The organism is Rhodococcus sp. 05-2254-5 (assembly GCF_002258575.1).
In the GTDB taxonomy this organism is placed as follows: domain Bacteria; phylum Actinomycetota; class Actinomycetes; order Mycobacteriales; family Mycobacteriaceae; genus Rhodococcoides; species Rhodococcoides fascians.
The window spans coordinates 109,724-127,569 of sequence record NZ_NOZG01000020.1 but is presented as its reverse complement, the minus strand read 5'-3'; the positions used below and the strand labels follow the sequence as shown (position 1 = coordinate 127,569).

The window sequence follows — 17,846 nt, the reverse complement described above, 5'->3', positions numbered from 1 at the left end:
GCGTTGTCTTTCACTGAGGTAACGGTTGTTGCAGTGGAGGGAATGAGCACATGGTCGGTGTCGACACGCGGGACGTACAGGGCAGAGCAGCGGCGCGGATTCCGCATCGGTATGCCTTCTGGGTGGTCGGCGTCGCCTTCATCGTGCTCATGGCGTCCTCGGCTGCACCGTCGCCGCTGTACCCGGTGTACCAGCAGTCGTGGAGGTTCAGCGCGATCACCCTCACGGTCGTTTTCGCCGTCTATGCGCTGGCGCTGCTGCTGACTCTGCTCACGGTGGGAAGTCTGTCGGACCACATCGGACGCAAACCGATCCTGGTCGCGTCACTGCTGCTGCTGATCGTCAGTCTGGTGTTGTTCATCGTGGCCGACAGTGTTCCGGTATTGATCGCTGCTCGCGTCGTTCAGGGGATCGCCGCAGGCGCGGCGACGGGTGCCATGAGTGCGGCCATCATCGATCTGCAGCCCACCGTGTCGACCGGCCCGCTGCTCAACAGCGTCGCCCCCTCCTTCGGTCTGGCGGCAGGCGCAATCGGGGCCGGGTTGTTGGTGCAGTTGGCGCCGGCACCCGAAATTCTCGTGTTCGCCCTGTTGATCGCCGCCGCGGCAGTACTGGCCGTGGCCCTGCTGTTCGTGCCGGAGACGTCGGCGATGCGCGGCTTCGATTCCCGACGTCACCTGGCGTCGACCCTGCTGCCGCGAGCCTCGCTGCCGAAGTCGGTGCGGGCACCGTTCGTGGTCATTGCCCCTGCCCTGTTCGCGACCTGGTCGCTCGGCGGGTTCCACCTCTCGCTGGGCCCGTCGATCATCGGCACCGTCTTCGGTATCGACAACCACATCGTGGGCGGCCTGGAGATCTTCTCGCTGTTCGCCTCGGGCTCGGTAGCAGCTGTCGTCGTGCGCAACGGGCTTCCTCGCACGGTGATGATGATCGGCGCGTCGGTGCTCGCAAGCGGCGTCGCGCTGACCTTGGTGTCGGTCGAAATCGGCTCGGTCGCGCTGTATTTCGTCGGCGCTGTCGTCGCAGGATCGGGCTGGGGAGCAACGTTTCTCGGTGCGATGCGCACGCTCGGTTCGTTGGTCCCCGCTGCGGAGCGAGGTGGCGTGTTCGCCACGACATTCGTCATCAGCTACCTCGCCTTCAGCCTGCCTGCGGTGATCGCCGGTCTCGCCGTGCATCGGCTCGGATTGAGCACCACGGTCGAGGTGTACGGGGCGTTCGTCATAGCTCTTGCACTGATCTCGGTCGTCGGGTTCTCGGTTGTGCAGCGACGAAATCGATAGCGCAGCAATCACTCCTCGATCTCCCCTCCCGAGGACGGGCACCATGTACTGCCCAATCGGATAGTCCGGCAGCGGTGTTGGAACGGTTCTGCCCTGCAGGTGTTCCGATCTCCTCTCGGTGCGGCCATGGTGGTCATCAGTGAGACGCCGATCACACACCCCAGGCGTTTCCTGACCACACTCACCGAGGAGACACCGATGGCAATCGAGCTCAATCAGATCTGGGAATTCCCCATCAAGGAGTTTCACCCGCTGCCCCGCGCCAAGCTGGGGGTCGGCGCTCACGACATGATCGGCGTCGAGGCGAAGGAACTCGGATTCAAGCGTGCCCTGCTCGTCACCACCGGACTGCGCGGATCCGGGATCATCGAGGAACTGATCGGCAAGATCGAATACCAGGGCGTCGAGGTGGTTCTCTACGACAAGGTCGAGTCGAACCCCAAGGACTACAACGTCATGGACGGTGCCGCGCTCTACCAGAAGGAGAAGTGCGACAGCGTCATCTCCGTCGGTGGCGGCTCCAGCCACGACGCGGCCAAGGGCATCCGCGTCGTCGTTGCCCACGACGGCCGCAACATCAACGAGTTCGAGGGATTCTCCAAGTCCACGAACAAGCAGAACCCACCGCATATCGCCGTATCGACCACCGCCGGAACGGGTTCCGAGACGTCCTGGGCGTACGTCATCACCGACACCTCGGACATGGAGAAGCCGCACAAGTGGCTCGCCTTCGACGAGGCGTCGACACCGACTCTGGCACTGGACGATCCGCTGCTCTACTACACCTGCCCCCAGCAATGGACCGCGTTCTGTGGCTTCGACGTTCTGGCACACGGTGCCGAGCCGTACGTGTCGCGTCTCGATTTCGCGCCGTCGCTGGGCAACGCGATCTACTCGATCGGCCTGGTGTCCAAGCACCTTCGCGAGGCCGTCTACGACCCAGGCAATCTGAAGGCTCGCGAGGGCATGATGAACGCCCAGTACATCGCCACGCAGGCGTTCAACTCCGGCGGACTCGGTGTCATCCACTCGATTTCCCACGCGATCAGTGCGTTCTACGACAGTGCTCACGGCCTCAACAACGCCATCGCTCTGCCGCGCGTGTGGGAGTACAACCTGCCCTCACGCTACGAGCGCTACGCGGAGATCGCCGTGGCCATGGGCGTCGACACGAAGAACATGACCACCGTCCAGGCGGCCGACGCCGCAGTCGAAGCCGCCATCAGGCTCGCGAAGGACGTCGGCATTCCCGACAACTTCGGGTCGATCCGTTCTGCGACGTACGACAAGAACCGGATGAACACCGGCAAGTACGCCGGTAAGGGCGACGTGATCAAGGGTGACGAGAAGTCGGTACTCAAGATCTCCGAGCACATCCAAGAAGACTGGTGCACCCCGGGTAACCCCCGCGAGGTCACCGTCGAGTCGATGATTCCGGTCGTCTCGCACGCGATCAACGAGTCGTACTAATGCTGCGCAGTGGTGCGGTTATGTGCCCCGGGCGGCGCATAACCGCACCACTGCGGCTCCGCCGCACTACGAAGGGAAACACATGACCTCGCTGTCGACAGTGCGTAGCGACGACACCGACACCGTTCGATTCACTGACGCTGCCGACCTGCGGAGGGCGCTCGCCGAGCAGGATTACATCGCCGACGACGACCTGGCGACCGTGGTGCATCTGGCGACAGCGCTCGATCGCCCGCTGCTGCTCGAAGGACCGGCGGGTGTCGGAAAGACGGAGCTGGCCAAATCGCTTGCTGCGGCGAGCGGCCGCAAGTTGGTGCGCCTGCAGTGCTACGAGGGGCTCGACGACAACCGAGCCCTGTACGAGTGGGATTACGCCAAACAACTTCTGCACGTGCAGATGCTGCGTGAACACATCGGTGCGCTGACCCAGCACGTCACCGACATCGACGACGCCTCGAAGATGCTCGCCGCCAAGGACTTCGGCCTGTATTCCGAGCCGTTCCTCTCGGTGCGTCCGCTGCTGGAATCGATCCTGTCCGAGGAGCCGGTGGTTCTTCTCGTCGACGAGGTCGACCGCACTGAGGAATCCATGGAGGCGCTGCTGCTCGAGGTGCTCGCCGAGAAGCAGGTGACCATTCCCGAGGTGGGCACCTTCACCGCACGAAGTGATCCGTGGGTCATTCTGACCTCCAACGACACTCGCGAGCTGTCTTCCGCCCTCAAACGCCGCTGCCTGCACTTTCATCTCGACTACCCCTCTGCCGAACGGGAACGGGAGATCGTCACCGCCCGCGCTCCGGAGGTACCCGATCGGGTCGCAGCCGACATCGTGGCGCTGGCAACCGAACTGCGGGCGCTGCCGCTGCGCAAGAGCCCATCGATCTCGGAGGTCATCGACGCGGCTCGTATCGCGTCGGTCCTCGGCCACACGGAGGACACCCGCAAGTATCTGCTCGCCGCGCTGGTCAAATACTCCTCGGACATGAAGATCGCGATGGCAGGCCCGGCGACGGAGACAGCCTCTGCAGCACCATCTCTCGGAGCCGTCGTCAACACGACTGCGACGGCGTTCCGGGGTCATGGTGGACGGGACAAGGGCGGCATCGGGATTCGACGATGACTGCGGTCGAGCCGTTCGCTCCGTCGGTGGTACTCGACGTGCTGTCGGCAGTGTTCGGCCGGACGCTGCGGCGGTTCGGAGTGGCGGCGTCGCCGGCCGAGGTCATCGAAGTCCGACGCGTGCTCGGGCTCCTGGGGGCAGGTGACCTGACGGTTCTACGCGCGGCGTTACGCGCCACGTGCGCGAAGTACGATCACGAACAGCAGGGATTCGATCTCGCGTTCGACTCGCTGTTCGCAGTCGGCTCGAACGCTGTTGTCCACGACCACACTTCGCCGGTCGGCGCGCAGGTGGCGGGCGGCCTCCCGACCGATCTCGACGTGGGAGCCGACCAGGAGGCGGCGAAGTACGCCGAATACAACGAGCGTGCCGTCGAGATCGGAGATCTGCTCGACGCCCCCGAGGCCGACAAGGGCTTCAACCCACACAAGGACGACGACGACATCAGTCTGTCGTCGGAGGATCACGATCTGTCCATCGATACCGATGGCGACATGGGTCGACGGGGCGTGACCTACACCGTCGATCTGGAGCGTTCCGGTTCGACGGCTGCAGGGGAGTTGGCGTCGAGCACGAGCGGAGCGGTTGCAGGGCAACTGAACTGGGAGGATCCGGCAAGTATCCTGGCATGGTTCGATGCCTACGATCCCAGTAGCGTGTACGGCGATGGCGGAGATTCCGGGCCGCTGAGCGCGGCGATGTTGGACAGGATCACCGATGCCGTCGAAGCCTTCGTCGCAGCTCTGGGTGAGTTGACCGGGACGATGTCGTCACCGGTGCCGGTCGACGGCGCAGGGCGGGGGATCGACAGCCATGCCGAGATCGAGCGCGCAAGTCACGAAGTGTTGCGGCACATGCGCGGGACTCCTCGGCCTCGGCCTCGCGAACACTCTCGGGGCCCGCTGGACATGCGTCGCACGGTTCGGTCGAGCTTGCGCACGGACGGCATTCCGTTTCGGTTGGTCACCAGGACACCGGTTCCGGACAAGGTTCGATTGTTGGTGCTGGCGGACGTCTCGTTGTCCGTTCGCCCGATCACCGCATTCACGCTCAGACTTGCCCAGGCGATGCACTCGCGTGCGCATCGCTGCACTGTGATGGGCTTCGTCGATTCTCCGGTGGACGTGACGACCACCTTGCTCGGGAGTACGGGCGACGGTGCTCTGGCTGCAGTACTCGCAGATGCGCGATTGGACCTCGAAGCGAGCAGCGATTACGGCAGGACCTTCGCGGACCTGCTGGACTCGCATGGGGAGGTGTTGAACAAGCGCACCGCGGTGATCATCGTGGGGGACGGTCGGTGCAACGGACGGCCGCCCGGACTCGATGCGTTGGAGAAGATTCGGTCCAAGGTGCACCGCATCGCCTGGATCACTCCCGAAGCTCGTCGTTACTGGGCGCAGGCCGCGTGCTCGATGGAGGAGTACGAGCCATTCTGCGATCGAGTGGTGGTGGCACGAGACGGGGAACAGTTGGCGGCGCAGGCCGCCGATCTGGGGCATGCGCTGTCATGACCCGACCCGTCACACCGCTTACCTGCCCGATCGGGTAGGTAGGAACCTGGCCCGGTGCTGGTGGGAACGGACCGTCTGCGCTCGTAAGGTTGTAACCTGAATCACAGGTCCGGTTCGTGTTCGGATCGAAGGACAGCGAGGGTGTGAACGGTGGACCAGGCAGCTACTGCGAACGTAGGCAAGGCGCTGCACGATCTCGATACTCGGCGCAGCCGAGCCGAGACGCCACGTGTCCTCAAGTTCCATGCGCCCGAGATCGTGTTCGGTCCGGATTCGCTCGGCGAGGTAGCGCATGCGACGCGTCGTCTCGGAGGGGTACGGCCGATGCTCGTCACGGACGCCGGGTTGATCGAGAGTGGCTGGGCCGGCCAGCTCGTCGACCTCCTTCTCGCGCAGGGGCTGGAGCCCCAGGTCTGGAGCGCACTGACGCCCAATCCCAAGGACGTCGAAATCGAGGCCGGACACGGTTACTACGCGGACTTCGGCTGCGACGTGTTGGTGGCGATCGGCGGAGGGTCGGTGATGGATGCGGCGAAGGGGATTGCCGTCCTCGCCGGTAACGGCGGTCGAATCCTCGACTACGAGGGGGTGGATCGGGCCACGCGGCCGATCCCGCCTCTGGTGATGGTGCCCACGACATCCGGCACCGGCGCCGACGTCTCGCAGTTCTGCATCGTCACCGATACTGCGCGCTCGACGAAGATCACCATTCTCGGCCGAGCCCTGGTACCGGACATCACGGTAATCGATCCGATGTTGCTCACCACGATGCCCGAATGGCTGAACGCCGCAACCGGTTTGGATGCTCTGACGCACGGGATAGAGGCGTTCGTGTCGTTGGGCCACAACCAGCTCACCGACCATCATGCGCTCCGAGCCATCACCATGGTGATGTCACAGTTGGCTCGCACCATCGACGAGCCGACCGACATGGTTGCACGAGGGTCGATGGCGCAGGCGAGTCTGGAAGCCGGCCTGGCATTCACGAACGCGATACTCGGTGCAACCCACGCGATGAGCCACCAGGTGGGCGGGCTGCTCGATCTCCCGCACGGCGTGATCAACGGCGTGCTGCTGCCACACGTCATTCGTTTCAACGCTGCCGAGGATCCATTGCCGTACGTGGCCATCGCGACGAGTCTCGGGCTACCCGAGGGCAGGGCCAGGCCGGAGGAGGCCGCCATGGCCGTGGCCGATCGAGTGGACCGCCTCGCTCGTCAGGTCGGTGTTCCCGCCGGCCTGGCCGAGATCGGCGTCAGCGAGTCCGATCTCGATGTGTTGGCCACCAACGCATTACGCGATGCGTGCATGTCCACCAACCCGCGCTCGGCCACGCACCGCGAGATGGTCGATCTGTTCAGGACCGCACTGTGACAACCGGACCCGACCTCTCGTTGTTGACGGGACTGCGTTCGGGCAAGAACACGTTCTACCCCCAGTATCGCGGCGCGGCAGAACGCTTGGAACGCGTTGTCTATGCGCTGGAACTGATCTCGCGAGCGCTGGTGCGCACGGTCGACGGTCCGGAAACGCTGGTGTGTGCTGTGGCCGAGGCCGCACGAGCCCATCTGAGTGCGCGCTGGGTCGTGTTCGCTCTCGCCGACGGGGCGTTCCCCGACGCCGGTCCTCGCAGATTGGTACTCGGACCCGACGCCACACCGTTTCTGGTCGACAACGTCGAAGGGCCACCGTTGCCGGACGACGTCGTCGACTGCCTCGAGTCGATCCGACAGTCGACGTGCGGCGACGGGCTGACCCCGGTGATCTCCGCCCATCACGCCTTCGTGCCGATCGCGTACGACGGAGGTGTCGTTGGCGCTTTTGCAGCGTGGACCGGTGAGCAACGGGTGCTGGACGCCACCGACGCCGCGGTGCTCAGCATCCTGGCCAGCCAAACTGCGGTGGCCCTGCAGAATTCGGCTCTGTTCCAGAGCCGAAGACAACTCCTCGAGCGCACCGAGAATGCCTACGCCGAGGCGAATCGAACGGCGGCCGACCTCGCCGCCCGCAATGCCGAACTCCTGCTGACGCAAAGACAACTGGGTGCCGCGCATCGGCATCAGGTGCTCGACGACGAACGGCATCGCATCGCACGCGAACTGCACGACAGCGTGACCCAGGCCGTGTTGTCGGCCGGTATGCAGATCGAGGTCTGTCGCAGCGACATCTCGGCCGACGAGCGCAGTGACAGGCTGGATCTGGCCAAGGATCTGACGCGTCGGGCAGTGGATCAGCTGCGGTCGGCGATCTACGCGCTCAATCACCCTCAGGACGCCGACCGAACGTCGCTTCCCGAAATGCTCGAACAGCTTTCGGTGGTCCACATGCCCGACGAGTTACAGGTCTCGCTGCGGGTGGAGGGAACTCCCGTCGAGTTGAGCAGCGAATGCGAGCATGCTTTGCTCCGCATCGCCGGAGAGGCGTTGTTCAACACTGCAGTGCACGGACATGCATCCCGGGCCATTCTTCGATTGAGCTATTCGCTCGATCAGGTACAGCTGTCGATTGCCGATGACGGTGACGGCGATCCGGCGCACTTGCGCATGATGCTACACATGGCCGAGTCCACCGACGTCGACGGCCGCCACCGCGGGTTGGCGAACATGGCGGCGCGCGCCCGCGAACACGGCGGGGTCTTCGAGATCCGCCGTGCCCGCACCGGGGGCGTGCGAGTGGCAGTGCGTATACCGCTCGACCCGAATTCCACGAAGGGCACAGCATGAGCGTCACAGCGGTACGAGACGGTTCGCCTCAGGCGGCGCCGCCCAGGGTTCGGATCGTCCTGGTCGACGACCACGCGATCCTGCGCGACGGGCTGCGTTCGGTACTCGAGCGTGAATCGGATCTGACGATCGTGGGGGAGGCGTCGACCCGAGAGGAGGGGTTGGCCGTCGTCGCTCAGGTCACACCCGACATCGTGCTGATGGACCTCAAGCTCTCTGCCAGCTCCGATTACGAGGGTCTCGCCCTGTGTGCGCAGTTGTCCAAGGCACACAACGGAATCGGTCTACTCGTCTTGACGACGTTCCTCGACGATCGTCTGGTGGTGGAGGCCGTGCATGCCGGTGCCCGGGGATATGTGGTCAAGGACGTCGACACCACCGAGTTGGTTCGCGCGATCCGCGCGGTGTCGCGCGGTGAGAGTGCGTTCGATTCCCGGAGCGCGTCGGCCGTCGTTCGTTCTCTCAACGGCACACCGAGCAGCATCGAGCGGCTGACCGAGCGGGAGCTCGAAGTGCTCCGGCTACTGGCAACGGGTCTGTCCAACAACATGATCGGAACGCGGTTGTTCATCTCGGCGACGACGGTGAAGTTTCACGTCAGCAACATCATGCGCAAACTTGCGGTGTCCCGCCGTGCCGAGGCCGTCTATGCCGCGAGCAAACAGGGATTGATCTGAGCGATGAGCCTTCGGGCACAGAGTGCAAAGTAGACGGCGCTCGGCGTCCTGTCGGGAGCGTCCTCGCGGTGCAGGCTACGGATAACACATACCAGTGATATCCACGCCGAGGAGCACCCATGACGACTGTTCAGAAAGATACGCGCTCACACGACGCCCCGGCCGACCGCCCGACGGAACTCACCGTTCTCGGAGCGTGTGCGCAGGATTGTCCGGATTCGTGCTCGATGGTGGTGACCGTCGCGGACGGGGTGGCGACGAGCGTCAGCGGGAGCAAGACCAACCCGTACACCAACGGTGGCCTCTGCGTGAAGGTGGACAACTATCTCGACAAGGTCTACAGCCCGGACCGAGTGCTGTACCCGCTCAAGCGATCCGGGCCCAAGGGCTCGGGACGGTTCGAGCGGATCTCGTGGGACGAGGCCGTGGCCACCATCGCCGAGAAATTCACCTCCATCGCCGAGGAATTCGGCCCCGAGGCGATCATGCCGTGCAACTACCTCGGCACCCAGGGAATCACGCAGGGTCTCAACGTCGGGGATGCATTCTTCAACCGACTCGGGGCGACGGTTGCCGAGCGCACCTACTGCGATGCCGGCTCGTGCACGGCCTACGCGATGACGGTGGGCGACACGGCAGGCGTCGACCCCGAAAGTTTCGTCCACTCCAAGTTCATTCTGATCTGGGCGGCGAACACCATGAGCACCAACCTGCACCTGTGGCCGTACATAGCCGAGGCGAAGAAACGCGGGGCCAAGGTGGTGGTGATCGATCCGATCAAGACCAGAACAGCCAAGGCCGCGAGCTGGTACATCCCCATTCGTCCGGGCACCGACGGCGCTCTCGCCCTGGCGATGATGCATGTGATCATCGACGAGGGATTGACCGACGCGGACTACATCGAACGCTTCACCATCGGTTTCGACGAATTGGCCGAGCGGGTGCAGCAGTACACCCCGCAATGGGCGTCCGAGGAGACGGGCATTCCCGTCGAAGACATCTACACGCTGGCAAGGGAATACGCACAGAGTCAGCCCTCCGTCATTCGGATCGGCGTCGCCATCGAGCGCAGTGCAGGTGGCGGGCAGAGCGTCCGAGCCATCTCCTGTCTACCGTCGTTGGTGGGAGCATGGCGTAAGCCCGGCGGCGGCATCCTGCAGCTGCCGCTGTGGGCGTTTCCGGTGAACTGGCCCGAGTTTCTGCAGACGGATCTGCAGACTCCGGGTACACGCGTCATCAATCTGTATCAGCTGGGTGAGGCGCTGACCGGCGGGTTGAATTTGGATACGCCCCTCAAGGGATTGATGGTGTACAACTCCAACCCGGTGGTGGTGTGTCCCGATCAGAAGCGCATGATCGACGGGCTCAGCCGAGAGGATCTGTTCACAGTCGTCAGCGACCACTTCATCACCGACACAGCCGATTACGCCGATATCATCTTGCCCGCCACGACACAGCTGGAACAGGACGACATCAACTTTTCCTGGGGCCACCTGTTCGTCACGTACAACAACCGGTCGATCGAGCCCCTCGGGGAGGCCGTCCCCAATACCGAGCTGTTTCGCCGACTGGCCGCAGCGATGGGCTTCACCGAACCGGTGTTCTCCCGAACCGATGAAGAACTCCTCGCCCTCTCCTACGACTGGAATGCCCCGGCAATGGAGGGCATCACGATCGACTCGCTCAAGAAGCTCGGGTGGCAGCGACTCAACCTTCCCGGCCCCGACGAGTACGCACCGCACGCAGAGGGCAATTTCCGGACGCCGTCCGGCAAGACGGAGTTTCTGTCCTCGGCGGCGGCGGGTGGCAACTTCGTGCTGCCGCTGTTCCGGCAGGGATCGAACGATCACCAGCCGGGACAACCGGTGGATCCGCTCCCGCACTACATCCCGCCGCGCGAGTCGTCGAGGACCAATCCCGAACTGGCAGAGAAGTATCCACTCAATCTGCTCACGCCCAAATCGCATGCGTACCTGAATTCGAGCTTCGGCAATCTCGACATGCACCGCAAAGTGCAGAAGGAACCGACGCTGCTGATCAACCCTGTGGACGGCGAACAGCGGGGAATTGCTTCGGGTGACATGGTGCGAGTCTTCAACGATCGCGGCGAATTCACCGTCGTTGCCAAACTCGACAAGTCGGTCATGCAGGGTGTCACCGTCTGTGCGATGGGGGCGTGGCGCAAGAACATGCTGTCTCTGTCGACCCCGGCCTCACTCAATCCGACGGTGTTCGCCGACCTCGGGAACGCTCCGACGTTCTCCGACACCCTCGTCGAGGTCGCAGCGCTCGACGCCTGACAACTCTTTCTCCTACTACGAACAAGAGGATTTCGATATGGCCTACGTCGTGACCGAAGCGTGCATCGACCTGCTCGACAAGGCATGCACGGAGGAGTGCCCCGTCGACTGCATCTACGAGGGCGCTCGGATGATGTACATCAATCCCGACGAGTGCGTCGACTGCGGCAAGTGCATGCCCGCCTGTCCCAACGACGCCATCTTCTGGGAGCACAAGATTCCGGAGGAACAGAAGCAATTCGTCGATATCGCCGTCGAATTCTGTGAGGACGCAGATGCTTCCGGTGGCGCGGAAGATCTCGGCCCGGTTGGGCACGACCATCCCTCGATCGACGAAGTGGCGAAGAAGTGAGTGCCGCAACGGTTTCCGAGAGTGATCTGATCATCGTCGGTGCCGGACCGGCCGGGCTGTACGGTGCGTACTACGCGGGTTTCAGGGGCATGACGGTCACCGTGATCGACGCTCTGCCCCATCCGGGCGGGCAATTGGCGGCCCTGTACCCCGAGAAGAATATATTCGATGTCGCCGGTTTTCCGGCGATCAAGGCGCAACATCTGGTCGACGCATTGGTCGAACAGGCGGATCAGGCGAAGCCGACGTACCTCATGGGACACGTGGCGACCGAACTCGAGGAATCCGAGAACTTCGTGCGGGTCACGACGGACAAGGGCGAGACCGTCGTCGGCAAGGCCGTTCTCGTGGCCGCAGGTATCGGTAAGTTCACGCCGAGGCCATTGCCGGCCGGAGCCGAGTTCCACGACCGTGGCCTGCGGTATTTCGTGCCCAAACTCGATGATCTCGCCGGCGAACGGGTGATGATCGTCGGCGGCGGAGACTCGGCAGTCGACTGGGCGTTGAGCCTGGAGCCGATCGCGAAATCGGTGGTACTGGTGCACCGGCGCAACGACTTTCGGGCCCACGCTCACAGCCTCGGTTTGCTGGAGCGGTCCGGTGTCGATGTCCTCACGCCGTTCGAGGTGGAGGAAATCCTGGGCGTGGACTCCGTCGAATCGGTGACGATCGTCGACGGCACCGGAGTCGACCGTCGACAGCTCGAGGTATCGAGTGTTGTTGCCGCACTGGGGTTCAAGGCCGCACTCGGCCCCATCGCCACGTGGGGACTGGACAAGTACCAGCGCGATATCGCCGTCGGACGGACGATGCGCACCAGCCGAAGGCGAGTCTTCGCGGCGGGCGACGTCGCCGGACACGAAGACAAGGTCAAGTTGATCGCAGTCGGGTTCGCCGAGGCCGCGACAGCGGTGAATCACATCGCCCCGCTGGTCGACGGTTCGGCAGCGATCGTGCCCGGCCACTCGAGTGACTCGCTCCACTGACGAGAGACCCGTAGGAGCTCAGTTTCACCGACGAGGACCGTGAGCAGTGCCGACCTCGGGCTGCTCACGGTCGCTCGGCCACATCGGGCGAGTGACCGCTCGCGGGTCGTCGGACTGCGCGCACGCGGCCGCGCGGTACTGACGCGGGCTCATCCCGTACTGCTCGCGAAAGGCGCGGCTGAACACTGCGGAGTCCGCGAAACCCCATCGCCGACTGATCTGGCCGAGCGAGCGGTCCACCGCGACGCTGGCGATGATCTCGCGTCGGCAGCGCTCGAGCCGTTTGACCCGAATGCTGCGCGCCACCGTAGTGCCACTTGCCGCGAACAGACGGTGCAGTTGGCGGGTGGAGACGAGCATGGCCGACGCGACCGTGCTGGGCGACAGATCTGGGTCTGCGAGGTGTTCCTCGATATAGCGTTGCGCCGTCCGAACCAGGGCGGTGCCGGGGGAGTCCAGCGCCGGGCTGGTGGTGGTGTTCCTCGCGATGACGCTGACCAGATCTCCGACCTCGTCCGCGATGGCCTGTGCGCCCGCCGTACCCAGCGTCGACCGGGTCGACCCCAGGTCGTGCAGAAATCGGCTGAGGAGGCCGCTGAAACCGGCCGAGCCGTCGAACGCCATGGCCGTCAGGTCGCTGGATTCACGCTCGTCGAGTCGCAGCATGTGACGGGGCCAGGTGAAGACTTCGAGCTCCCACTGATCGTCGTCGGGGTGACCGTCGATGATCCAGTCGAAGGGACGAGACGTGTCGTAGATGGCGAAGTCGCCGCGGGAGAGCACGCATTCGCGTCCGTCCTGCACCACGATCGCGCGGCCTCGACGGATCATCCCGATCTGAACGTATTCGATTCGGTCCTTCTCGATGAGCGAGTCGGTTCGCGCGATGCGTTGAGTCGTCGATCGGACAGTCGACACCTGCAGGTGCGCCAGAGACATCGATCGGACGGCTCCCGTGAATCGACTGTCCGCCACGTCGGCTACGTCCAGGGCGACGAAGTGTTCGTTCAACATGTCGGACCAGTCGCCGCGGCTGGTCGTTCGAGTCGGAATGGAGAATCCGGATCGAGACAGCATGGGCACCCCTTGTCGTAGACGCTCACGGCGATGCAGGAGCTTTCTTCGAGATTAACCCGCAATGTTTCCGGTTGATTCACTGTTCGTAACTTTGCCGGAAAGTCGTGAGGCAGGGTCGTGCGCTGGTCGCTGCACGTCAACTACCGGGCGCGCGCGGTCAAGTGTGAGGCCCTGCCGTCCGCGATTCTGGTGTTCGACCGAGTGAAAGGACTACTCCGTGGGTGATCCCGTTCGAGCAGTGCGCAACCATCCGACCGACCTCGGTTCGGGGACGGTGGACGCTCGGGGGCGGGCACTTCGAGATCTCCGTATCTCGGTCACCGACCGATGCAACTTCCGCTGTGTCTACTGCATGCCTCGAGCCGAGTTCGGTCCCGATCACCGATTCCTCGACACCGGCAGGCTGCTGTCCTTCGATGAGATCGTCAGAGTGGCGCAGGCCGCCGCGACGATCGGCATCCAAAAGATCCGTCTGACGGGTGGTGAACCGTTGCTGCGGGCCGGAATCGCCACGCTGGTCGAACGATTGAGCGCCATCGACGGCGTCGATCTTGCGATGACCACGAACGGGTCGTTGCTCGCAGCCCAGGCCGCATCGTTGTACGCGGCCGGTCTGAAACGCGTTACCGTCAGCTTGGATTCGATCGACCCGACGACGTTCGCGCGGATGAGCGACACGCGCGTACCCGTCCGGACCGTGCTCGACGGTATCGACGCGGCAGTGTGCGCCGGGATGTCACCCGTCAAGGTGAACGTGGTGGTGCGACGGGGCGTGAACGGTGATTCGATTCTCGACCTGGCCGAACGGTTCCGAGGGACCGGTATCGTCGTGCGGTTCATCGAGTACATGGATGTCGGGGCGACGAACCGGTGGGAAATGGCGCAGGTGACGGACGTCGACTCCATTGTCGACATCATCGGGGCAGCCCATCCGCTCGAGCGGATCGAGTCGATGTACGACGGCGAGGTCGCGACGCGCTATCGGTATCGCGACGGGAGCGGAGAAATCGGGGTGATCGGCTCGGTGTCGAAACCGTTCTGCGGCAGCTGTACTCGGGCCAGGCTGTCGGCGGACGGGCAGGTGTACACGTGCCTGTTCGCTTCAGCGGGAACCGATCTGCGCGCACTGCTGCGTTCGGGGGCATCGCAGGATGCTCTCGTGGCGCGGTTGTCGGCGCTCTGGAACAGCCGTGACGATCGATACTCCGAACTGCGAGCGGGATCGGGGGACACCCCGGCCGGCGAGCGGATCGAGATGTCCTACATCGGCGGATGAGGCGGACCGTAAACTCGGCTACCTGTTCGGTCGACGAACACCGTTGTGCGATAGCAGATCTCGGCTTGGCAGCCCAAGTTCGGGCGGTACCCATCGGATCTGCGGTCGGCGCAGTTCTCGCCGAGGATGTCGTTGCCGAGCGCGTTCTGCCGGCGTTCGACAATTCTGCAGTCGACGGGTTCGCTGTGCGCCGTACCGATGTGATCGGTTCCCCACGACTGCCGGCCACACTGACCGTCTCGGCGCGGAGCGTCGCCGGGCGGTCGAGTACCGAGCTGAGCGTGGCGCCGGGTGAATGTGTACAGATCATGACCGGAGCAGTACTTCCGCGAGGGGCCGATCTGGTGGTGCCTGTCGAACAGACCAGCGGATTCGTCACGTCGTTCGGTTCCGATACGGTGACCATCTGTTCGAGTGGTTCCAAGAGCAACATCCGCCGTCGTGCTTCGGATTTCGATGCCGGTGACGTGGCCATCAGGGCCGGTACGGTGCTGACTCCCGCTCAGGTCGGACTGCTTGCGGCACTCGGACGAACGCATGTCAGGATCGGTTCGACATTGACCGTGGCTGTGTTGTCCACCGGATCCGAAATCCGCTGTGCTGAAGAAACTCCGACGCTCGGCGAGTGTTTCGACGCCAACTCTCCGATGATCGCAGCCGATCTGCTGCGGTGTGGTGCCGATGTGCACCTCGAATCGGCGGTATCCGACGATGTGGAGGCGTGCAGAGCGGCCCTTGCCCGCTGCGCTGCGGTAGCCGACGTCATCATCACGACCGGTGGAATCAGCGCAGGAACCGAGGAGGTGGTCCGGCTTGCGCTGGCGGATCACGACGTCACCTTCGCCTCGGTTGCGGTCAGGCCGGGAAAACCGCAGGGCTGCGGACGATTCGATGGAATACCGATCATCTGCCTGCCCGGAAATCCGGTGAGTGCGCTGATCTCGTACGAACTGTTCGTCCGGCCGGTCGTGGCATCCGCTCTGCAGGATCCGGCGGCAGAGCGAACGGTGAAAACTGTGCGGGTCCGCGGCGACGTGACCTCGGCGTCGAGCACACCTCGGGTTCTGTTGGGATTCATCGACGGCGCGGATGCCGAGGTCACGCAGTCACATTCGATGAGAGCATTGGCAGCCGCGAACGGAATGGTCGTCGTTCCCCCATGCGACTCACTCCCACAGGCAACAGGGCACTATCCCGCGTGGACCTTCGATTCACGTACGGCATCGAGACCGGGCCGGTACGTATGACCGCCACTGCCGCTTCCCCGGCTGCCACCGACCCGCGGCACGCTGCCAAATCGACCACGTGATCCCGTTCGACCACGCCAATCCACTCGGCGGCTGGACCACCGTCAACAACTTCCAATGCCTCTGCGAATACCACCACAGCGTCAAAACCGCCGGCTACACATCCCCACCCAACCCAGACGATCCGGCATCATCGCCTACCCCGACCTACCCGACAAGCCGACACAGAACCGAGCGACGAGGAAGCCGACGCAGCACCACCGTTCTAGTAGTCCCGCGGATCCCATGCCTGCGGTATCGAGACTGTTCAGACGAGTTGTGGTGCCGTCGTCTTGTCGATCACGAGCCAACCGCCGTGGAAGGTCGAGGTCTCGAAGGGCTTCCCCGTCGATAATCCCAGCTCGGCCAGCGCCGTCTCGTCGAACGTGCGGATGTGTCCGTGGCAGACGGTGGTCTCGGTCTCGAACGGTACCGCGATGACGACGCGGAAGCGCGCCACCCGGAGTGCCTCCGCGACGATGGCAGAGCCCGTCTCGGCATCGACGTGTTCGAGCAGGTGCAGAGCTGTCACAGTATCGACACTGTTGTCGTCGAACGGGATTCGGGCTGCATCGAACACTGCCGTGTCGAGTCTCGCGCCGAGGTGCGGAGCGACAGTCGCGAGCAAATTCATGGTTCCCGCTGACTGGTCGGTCGCGGTGACCGAACAACCCTGCATAGCCAGCCGCAATGGGAAGAAGCCGAAGCACGAACCCAGATCGAGTACCGAACCGCGGACCGACGCGGCGGCACGCTCGTGCACAGGAGCGAACTCTGCTCGACCGGAGAGGAGGTCATCCAACGAGTTTCGGTAGTACGTCGTCCATGCCTCGACCGGATCGGCGACAGTGGTGCGCACGATGCCGACCAGCACGTGCTCGAACTCGCGTTGAGACAGCCCGATATGGCGCGCCTGTTCGGTGATGAGCGGCACGAGGCCCTCACCGATCTGGCCCGCAGCGAGGCAGTGGTTGACCTGCACTGTCGATCCTGCACGGATGGCGTCGAATCGGAGCCCGGGAGTGTGCCGGACGACGACGTTCTCATGAGCCCAGACCCCGTCGGGTCCGGGTGCCAATGCATCGATCTCGGTCATGTAAGTCTTCTTCTGTCGTTTCTGCTGTGACCCTCTGTTCAGGTCAGCTTTCCACAGCGAACCGCGGCAGAACTCGGATCGACCGCTGGTCGGTCCGCTCGGACGCCGCTCACCCCGCACGCCGGACGGGCCGGTACCTACCCGACTGGACGGTTGATCGCGACGGCCGACCAGTTCCTGCGCCATGACCCGTCGGAAACCTCGATGGCCGTTAGCGTGGTGATCCTGAACACAGTCGATCGGATTGTGGCCGAACAGATTTCGTAGGAGGAATCAGATGTCGAAGAAGAGTGAGAACGCTGTGGTCGGTACGTCGGTTGTCGAGTCCGATCTGGTGGAGGAGTCGTTGGTGGAGGAAGTCTCGATCGACGGTATGTGCGGCGTGTACTGATCATGACCACTGCTGTGCAGGACGCGCTCGATCTGGACGTGCGGTGGGTGTTGCATCCGCAGGTGGCGTTGCGCCCGGAGTCGTTCGGGGCGCTGCTCTACCACTTCGGGACCCGCAAGCTGTCGTTTCTGAAGAACCGCACGATCGTGGCGATCATCGAGTCCCTTCCCGACCACCGGGATATGCGGTCGGCGATCGCGGCCGCAGGAATCAGCGATTCGGCATCGGCTCCCTACGTGAGAGCGCTCGAGACGTTGGCGGACTCGAACATGATCACTCGCCCGTAGAACCTGAC

General features: G+C 63.8%; 17 protein-coding genes. 15 read left to right on the top strand and 2 right to left on the bottom strand.

What is annotated here, in order from left to right; genetic code table 11:
• Positions 1–50: 50 nt before the first annotated feature.
• The 10 genes from CH278_RS12380 to CH278_RS12335 all read left to right on the top strand — a co-directional run bounded on the left by CH278_RS12380 (position 51) and on the right by CH278_RS12335 (position 12,425).
• Entirely contained in the window at positions 51–1,283 is a 1,233-nt protein-coding gene (locus tag CH278_RS12380) for an MFS transporter (protein ID WP_094622001.1), read from the top strand.
• Positions 1,284–1,481: 198 nt separating this feature from the next.
• A complete protein-coding gene (mdo, locus tag CH278_RS12375; protein WP_027496261.1) occupies positions 1,482–2,753 on the top strand; it encodes an NDMA-dependent methanol dehydrogenase in 1,272 nt (423 codons plus the stop codon).
• An 82-nt stretch (positions 2,754–2,835) separates the two neighbouring features.
• Positions 2,836–3,873: a MadB family AAA-type ATPase gene (locus CH278_RS12370; protein WP_048319847.1), complete on the top strand. Its 1,038-nt coding sequence runs from the start codon at positions 2,836–2,838 to the stop codon at positions 3,871–3,873.
• On the top strand, positions 3,870–5,387 hold the full coding sequence (gene madC / locus CH278_RS12365; RefSeq protein WP_094622000.1) for a MadC family VWA domain-containing protein: 1,518 nt from the start codon (positions 3,870–3,872) through the stop codon (positions 5,385–5,387). The genes CH278_RS12370 and madC overlap by 4 nt, the downstream gene beginning before the upstream one ends.
• A 186-nt stretch (positions 5,388–5,573) precedes the next feature.
• Positions 5,574–6,761: an iron-containing alcohol dehydrogenase gene (locus tag CH278_RS12360; protein ID WP_027496264.1), complete on the top strand. Its 1,188-nt coding sequence runs from the start codon at positions 5,574–5,576 to the stop codon at positions 6,759–6,761.
• Positions 6,758–8,110, top strand: coding sequence for a MadS family sensor histidine kinase (locus CH278_RS12355; RefSeq protein WP_032393370.1), 1,353 nt, complete (start codon positions 6,758–6,760; stop codon positions 8,108–8,110). The genes CH278_RS12360 and CH278_RS12355 overlap by 4 nt, the downstream gene beginning before the upstream one ends.
• Positions 8,107–8,787: a MadR family response regulator transcription factor gene (locus CH278_RS12350; protein WP_032365661.1), complete on the top strand. Its 681-nt coding sequence runs from the start codon at positions 8,107–8,109 to the stop codon at positions 8,785–8,787. Before CH278_RS12355 ends, CH278_RS12350 begins: the two co-directional genes overlap by 4 nt.
• Positions 8,788–8,906: 119 nt before the next feature.
• The gene (locus CH278_RS12345) at positions 8,907–11,087 is read left to right on the top strand and encodes a molybdopterin-containing oxidoreductase family protein (protein WP_094621999.1); all 2,181 of its coding nucleotides are present in this window, start codon (positions 8,907–8,909) and stop codon (positions 11,085–11,087) included.
• Between the two features lie 37 nt (positions 11,088–11,124).
• On the top strand, positions 11,125–11,439 hold the full coding sequence (gene fdxA / locus CH278_RS12340) for a ferredoxin (protein ID WP_027496268.1): 315 nt from the start codon (positions 11,125–11,127) through the stop codon (positions 11,437–11,439).
• Positions 11,436–12,425, top strand: coding sequence for an NAD(P)/FAD-dependent oxidoreductase (locus tag CH278_RS12335; protein ID WP_094621998.1), 990 nt, complete (start codon positions 11,436–11,438; stop codon positions 12,423–12,425). The genes fdxA and CH278_RS12335 overlap by 4 nt, the downstream gene beginning before the upstream one ends.
• A 24-nt stretch (positions 12,426–12,449) precedes the next feature.
• On the opposite strand, the gene CH278_RS12330 is transcribed toward CH278_RS12335, so the two are convergent.
• The gene (locus CH278_RS12330) at positions 12,450–13,502 is read right to left on the bottom strand and encodes a helix-turn-helix domain-containing protein (RefSeq protein ID WP_094621997.1); all 1,053 of its coding nucleotides are present in this window, start codon (positions 13,500–13,502) and stop codon (positions 12,450–12,452) included.
• A gap of 217 nt (positions 13,503–13,719) precedes the next feature.
• Between CH278_RS12330 and moaA the strand changes: the two genes are divergently transcribed.
• Genes moaA through CH278_RS28225 form a run of 3 tightly spaced genes read left to right on the top strand, consistent with a single transcriptional unit; the run spans position 13,720 to position 16,419 of the window.
• On the top strand, positions 13,720–14,778 hold the full coding sequence (gene moaA, locus CH278_RS12325) for a GTP 3',8-cyclase MoaA (RefSeq protein ID WP_094621996.1): 1,059 nt from the start codon (positions 13,720–13,722) through the stop codon (positions 14,776–14,778).
• The gene (locus CH278_RS12320) at positions 14,775–16,025 is read left to right on the top strand and encodes a molybdopterin molybdotransferase MoeA (protein WP_094621995.1); all 1,251 of its coding nucleotides are present in this window, start codon (positions 14,775–14,777) and stop codon (positions 16,023–16,025) included. Before moaA ends, CH278_RS12320 begins: the two co-directional genes overlap by 4 nt.
• Positions 15,970–16,419 carry an HNH endonuclease signature motif containing protein gene (locus CH278_RS28225; RefSeq protein WP_143536245.1) on the top strand — a complete coding sequence of 150 codons (450 nt, stop codon included), beginning with the start codon at positions 15,970–15,972 and terminating at the stop codon, positions 16,417–16,419. The genes CH278_RS12320 and CH278_RS28225 overlap by 56 nt, the downstream gene beginning before the upstream one ends.
• Here CH278_RS28225 and mftM read toward each other — a convergent pair.
• Entirely contained in the window at positions 16,333–17,160 is an 828-nt protein-coding gene (mftM, locus tag CH278_RS12315; protein WP_094622019.1) for a mycofactocin oligosaccharide methyltransferase MftM, read from the bottom strand. The genes CH278_RS28225 and mftM overlap by 87 nt on opposite strands.
• 277 nt (positions 17,161–17,437) lie before the next feature.
• Between mftM and mftA the strand changes: the two genes are divergently transcribed.
• Together mftA and mftB are read left to right on the top strand one after the other, a co-directional pair.
• Positions 17,438–17,551: a mycofactocin precursor MftA gene (gene mftA, locus CH278_RS12310; protein WP_069973092.1), complete on the top strand. Its 114-nt coding sequence runs from the start codon at positions 17,438–17,440 to the stop codon at positions 17,549–17,551.
• A 2-nt stretch (positions 17,552–17,553) separates the two neighbouring features.
• Positions 17,554–17,838: a mycofactocin biosynthesis chaperone MftB gene (mftB, locus tag CH278_RS12305; protein WP_032368354.1), complete on the top strand. Its 285-nt coding sequence runs from the start codon at positions 17,554–17,556 to the stop codon at positions 17,836–17,838.
• The last annotated feature ends 8 nt before the right edge of the window (positions 17,839–17,846 follow it).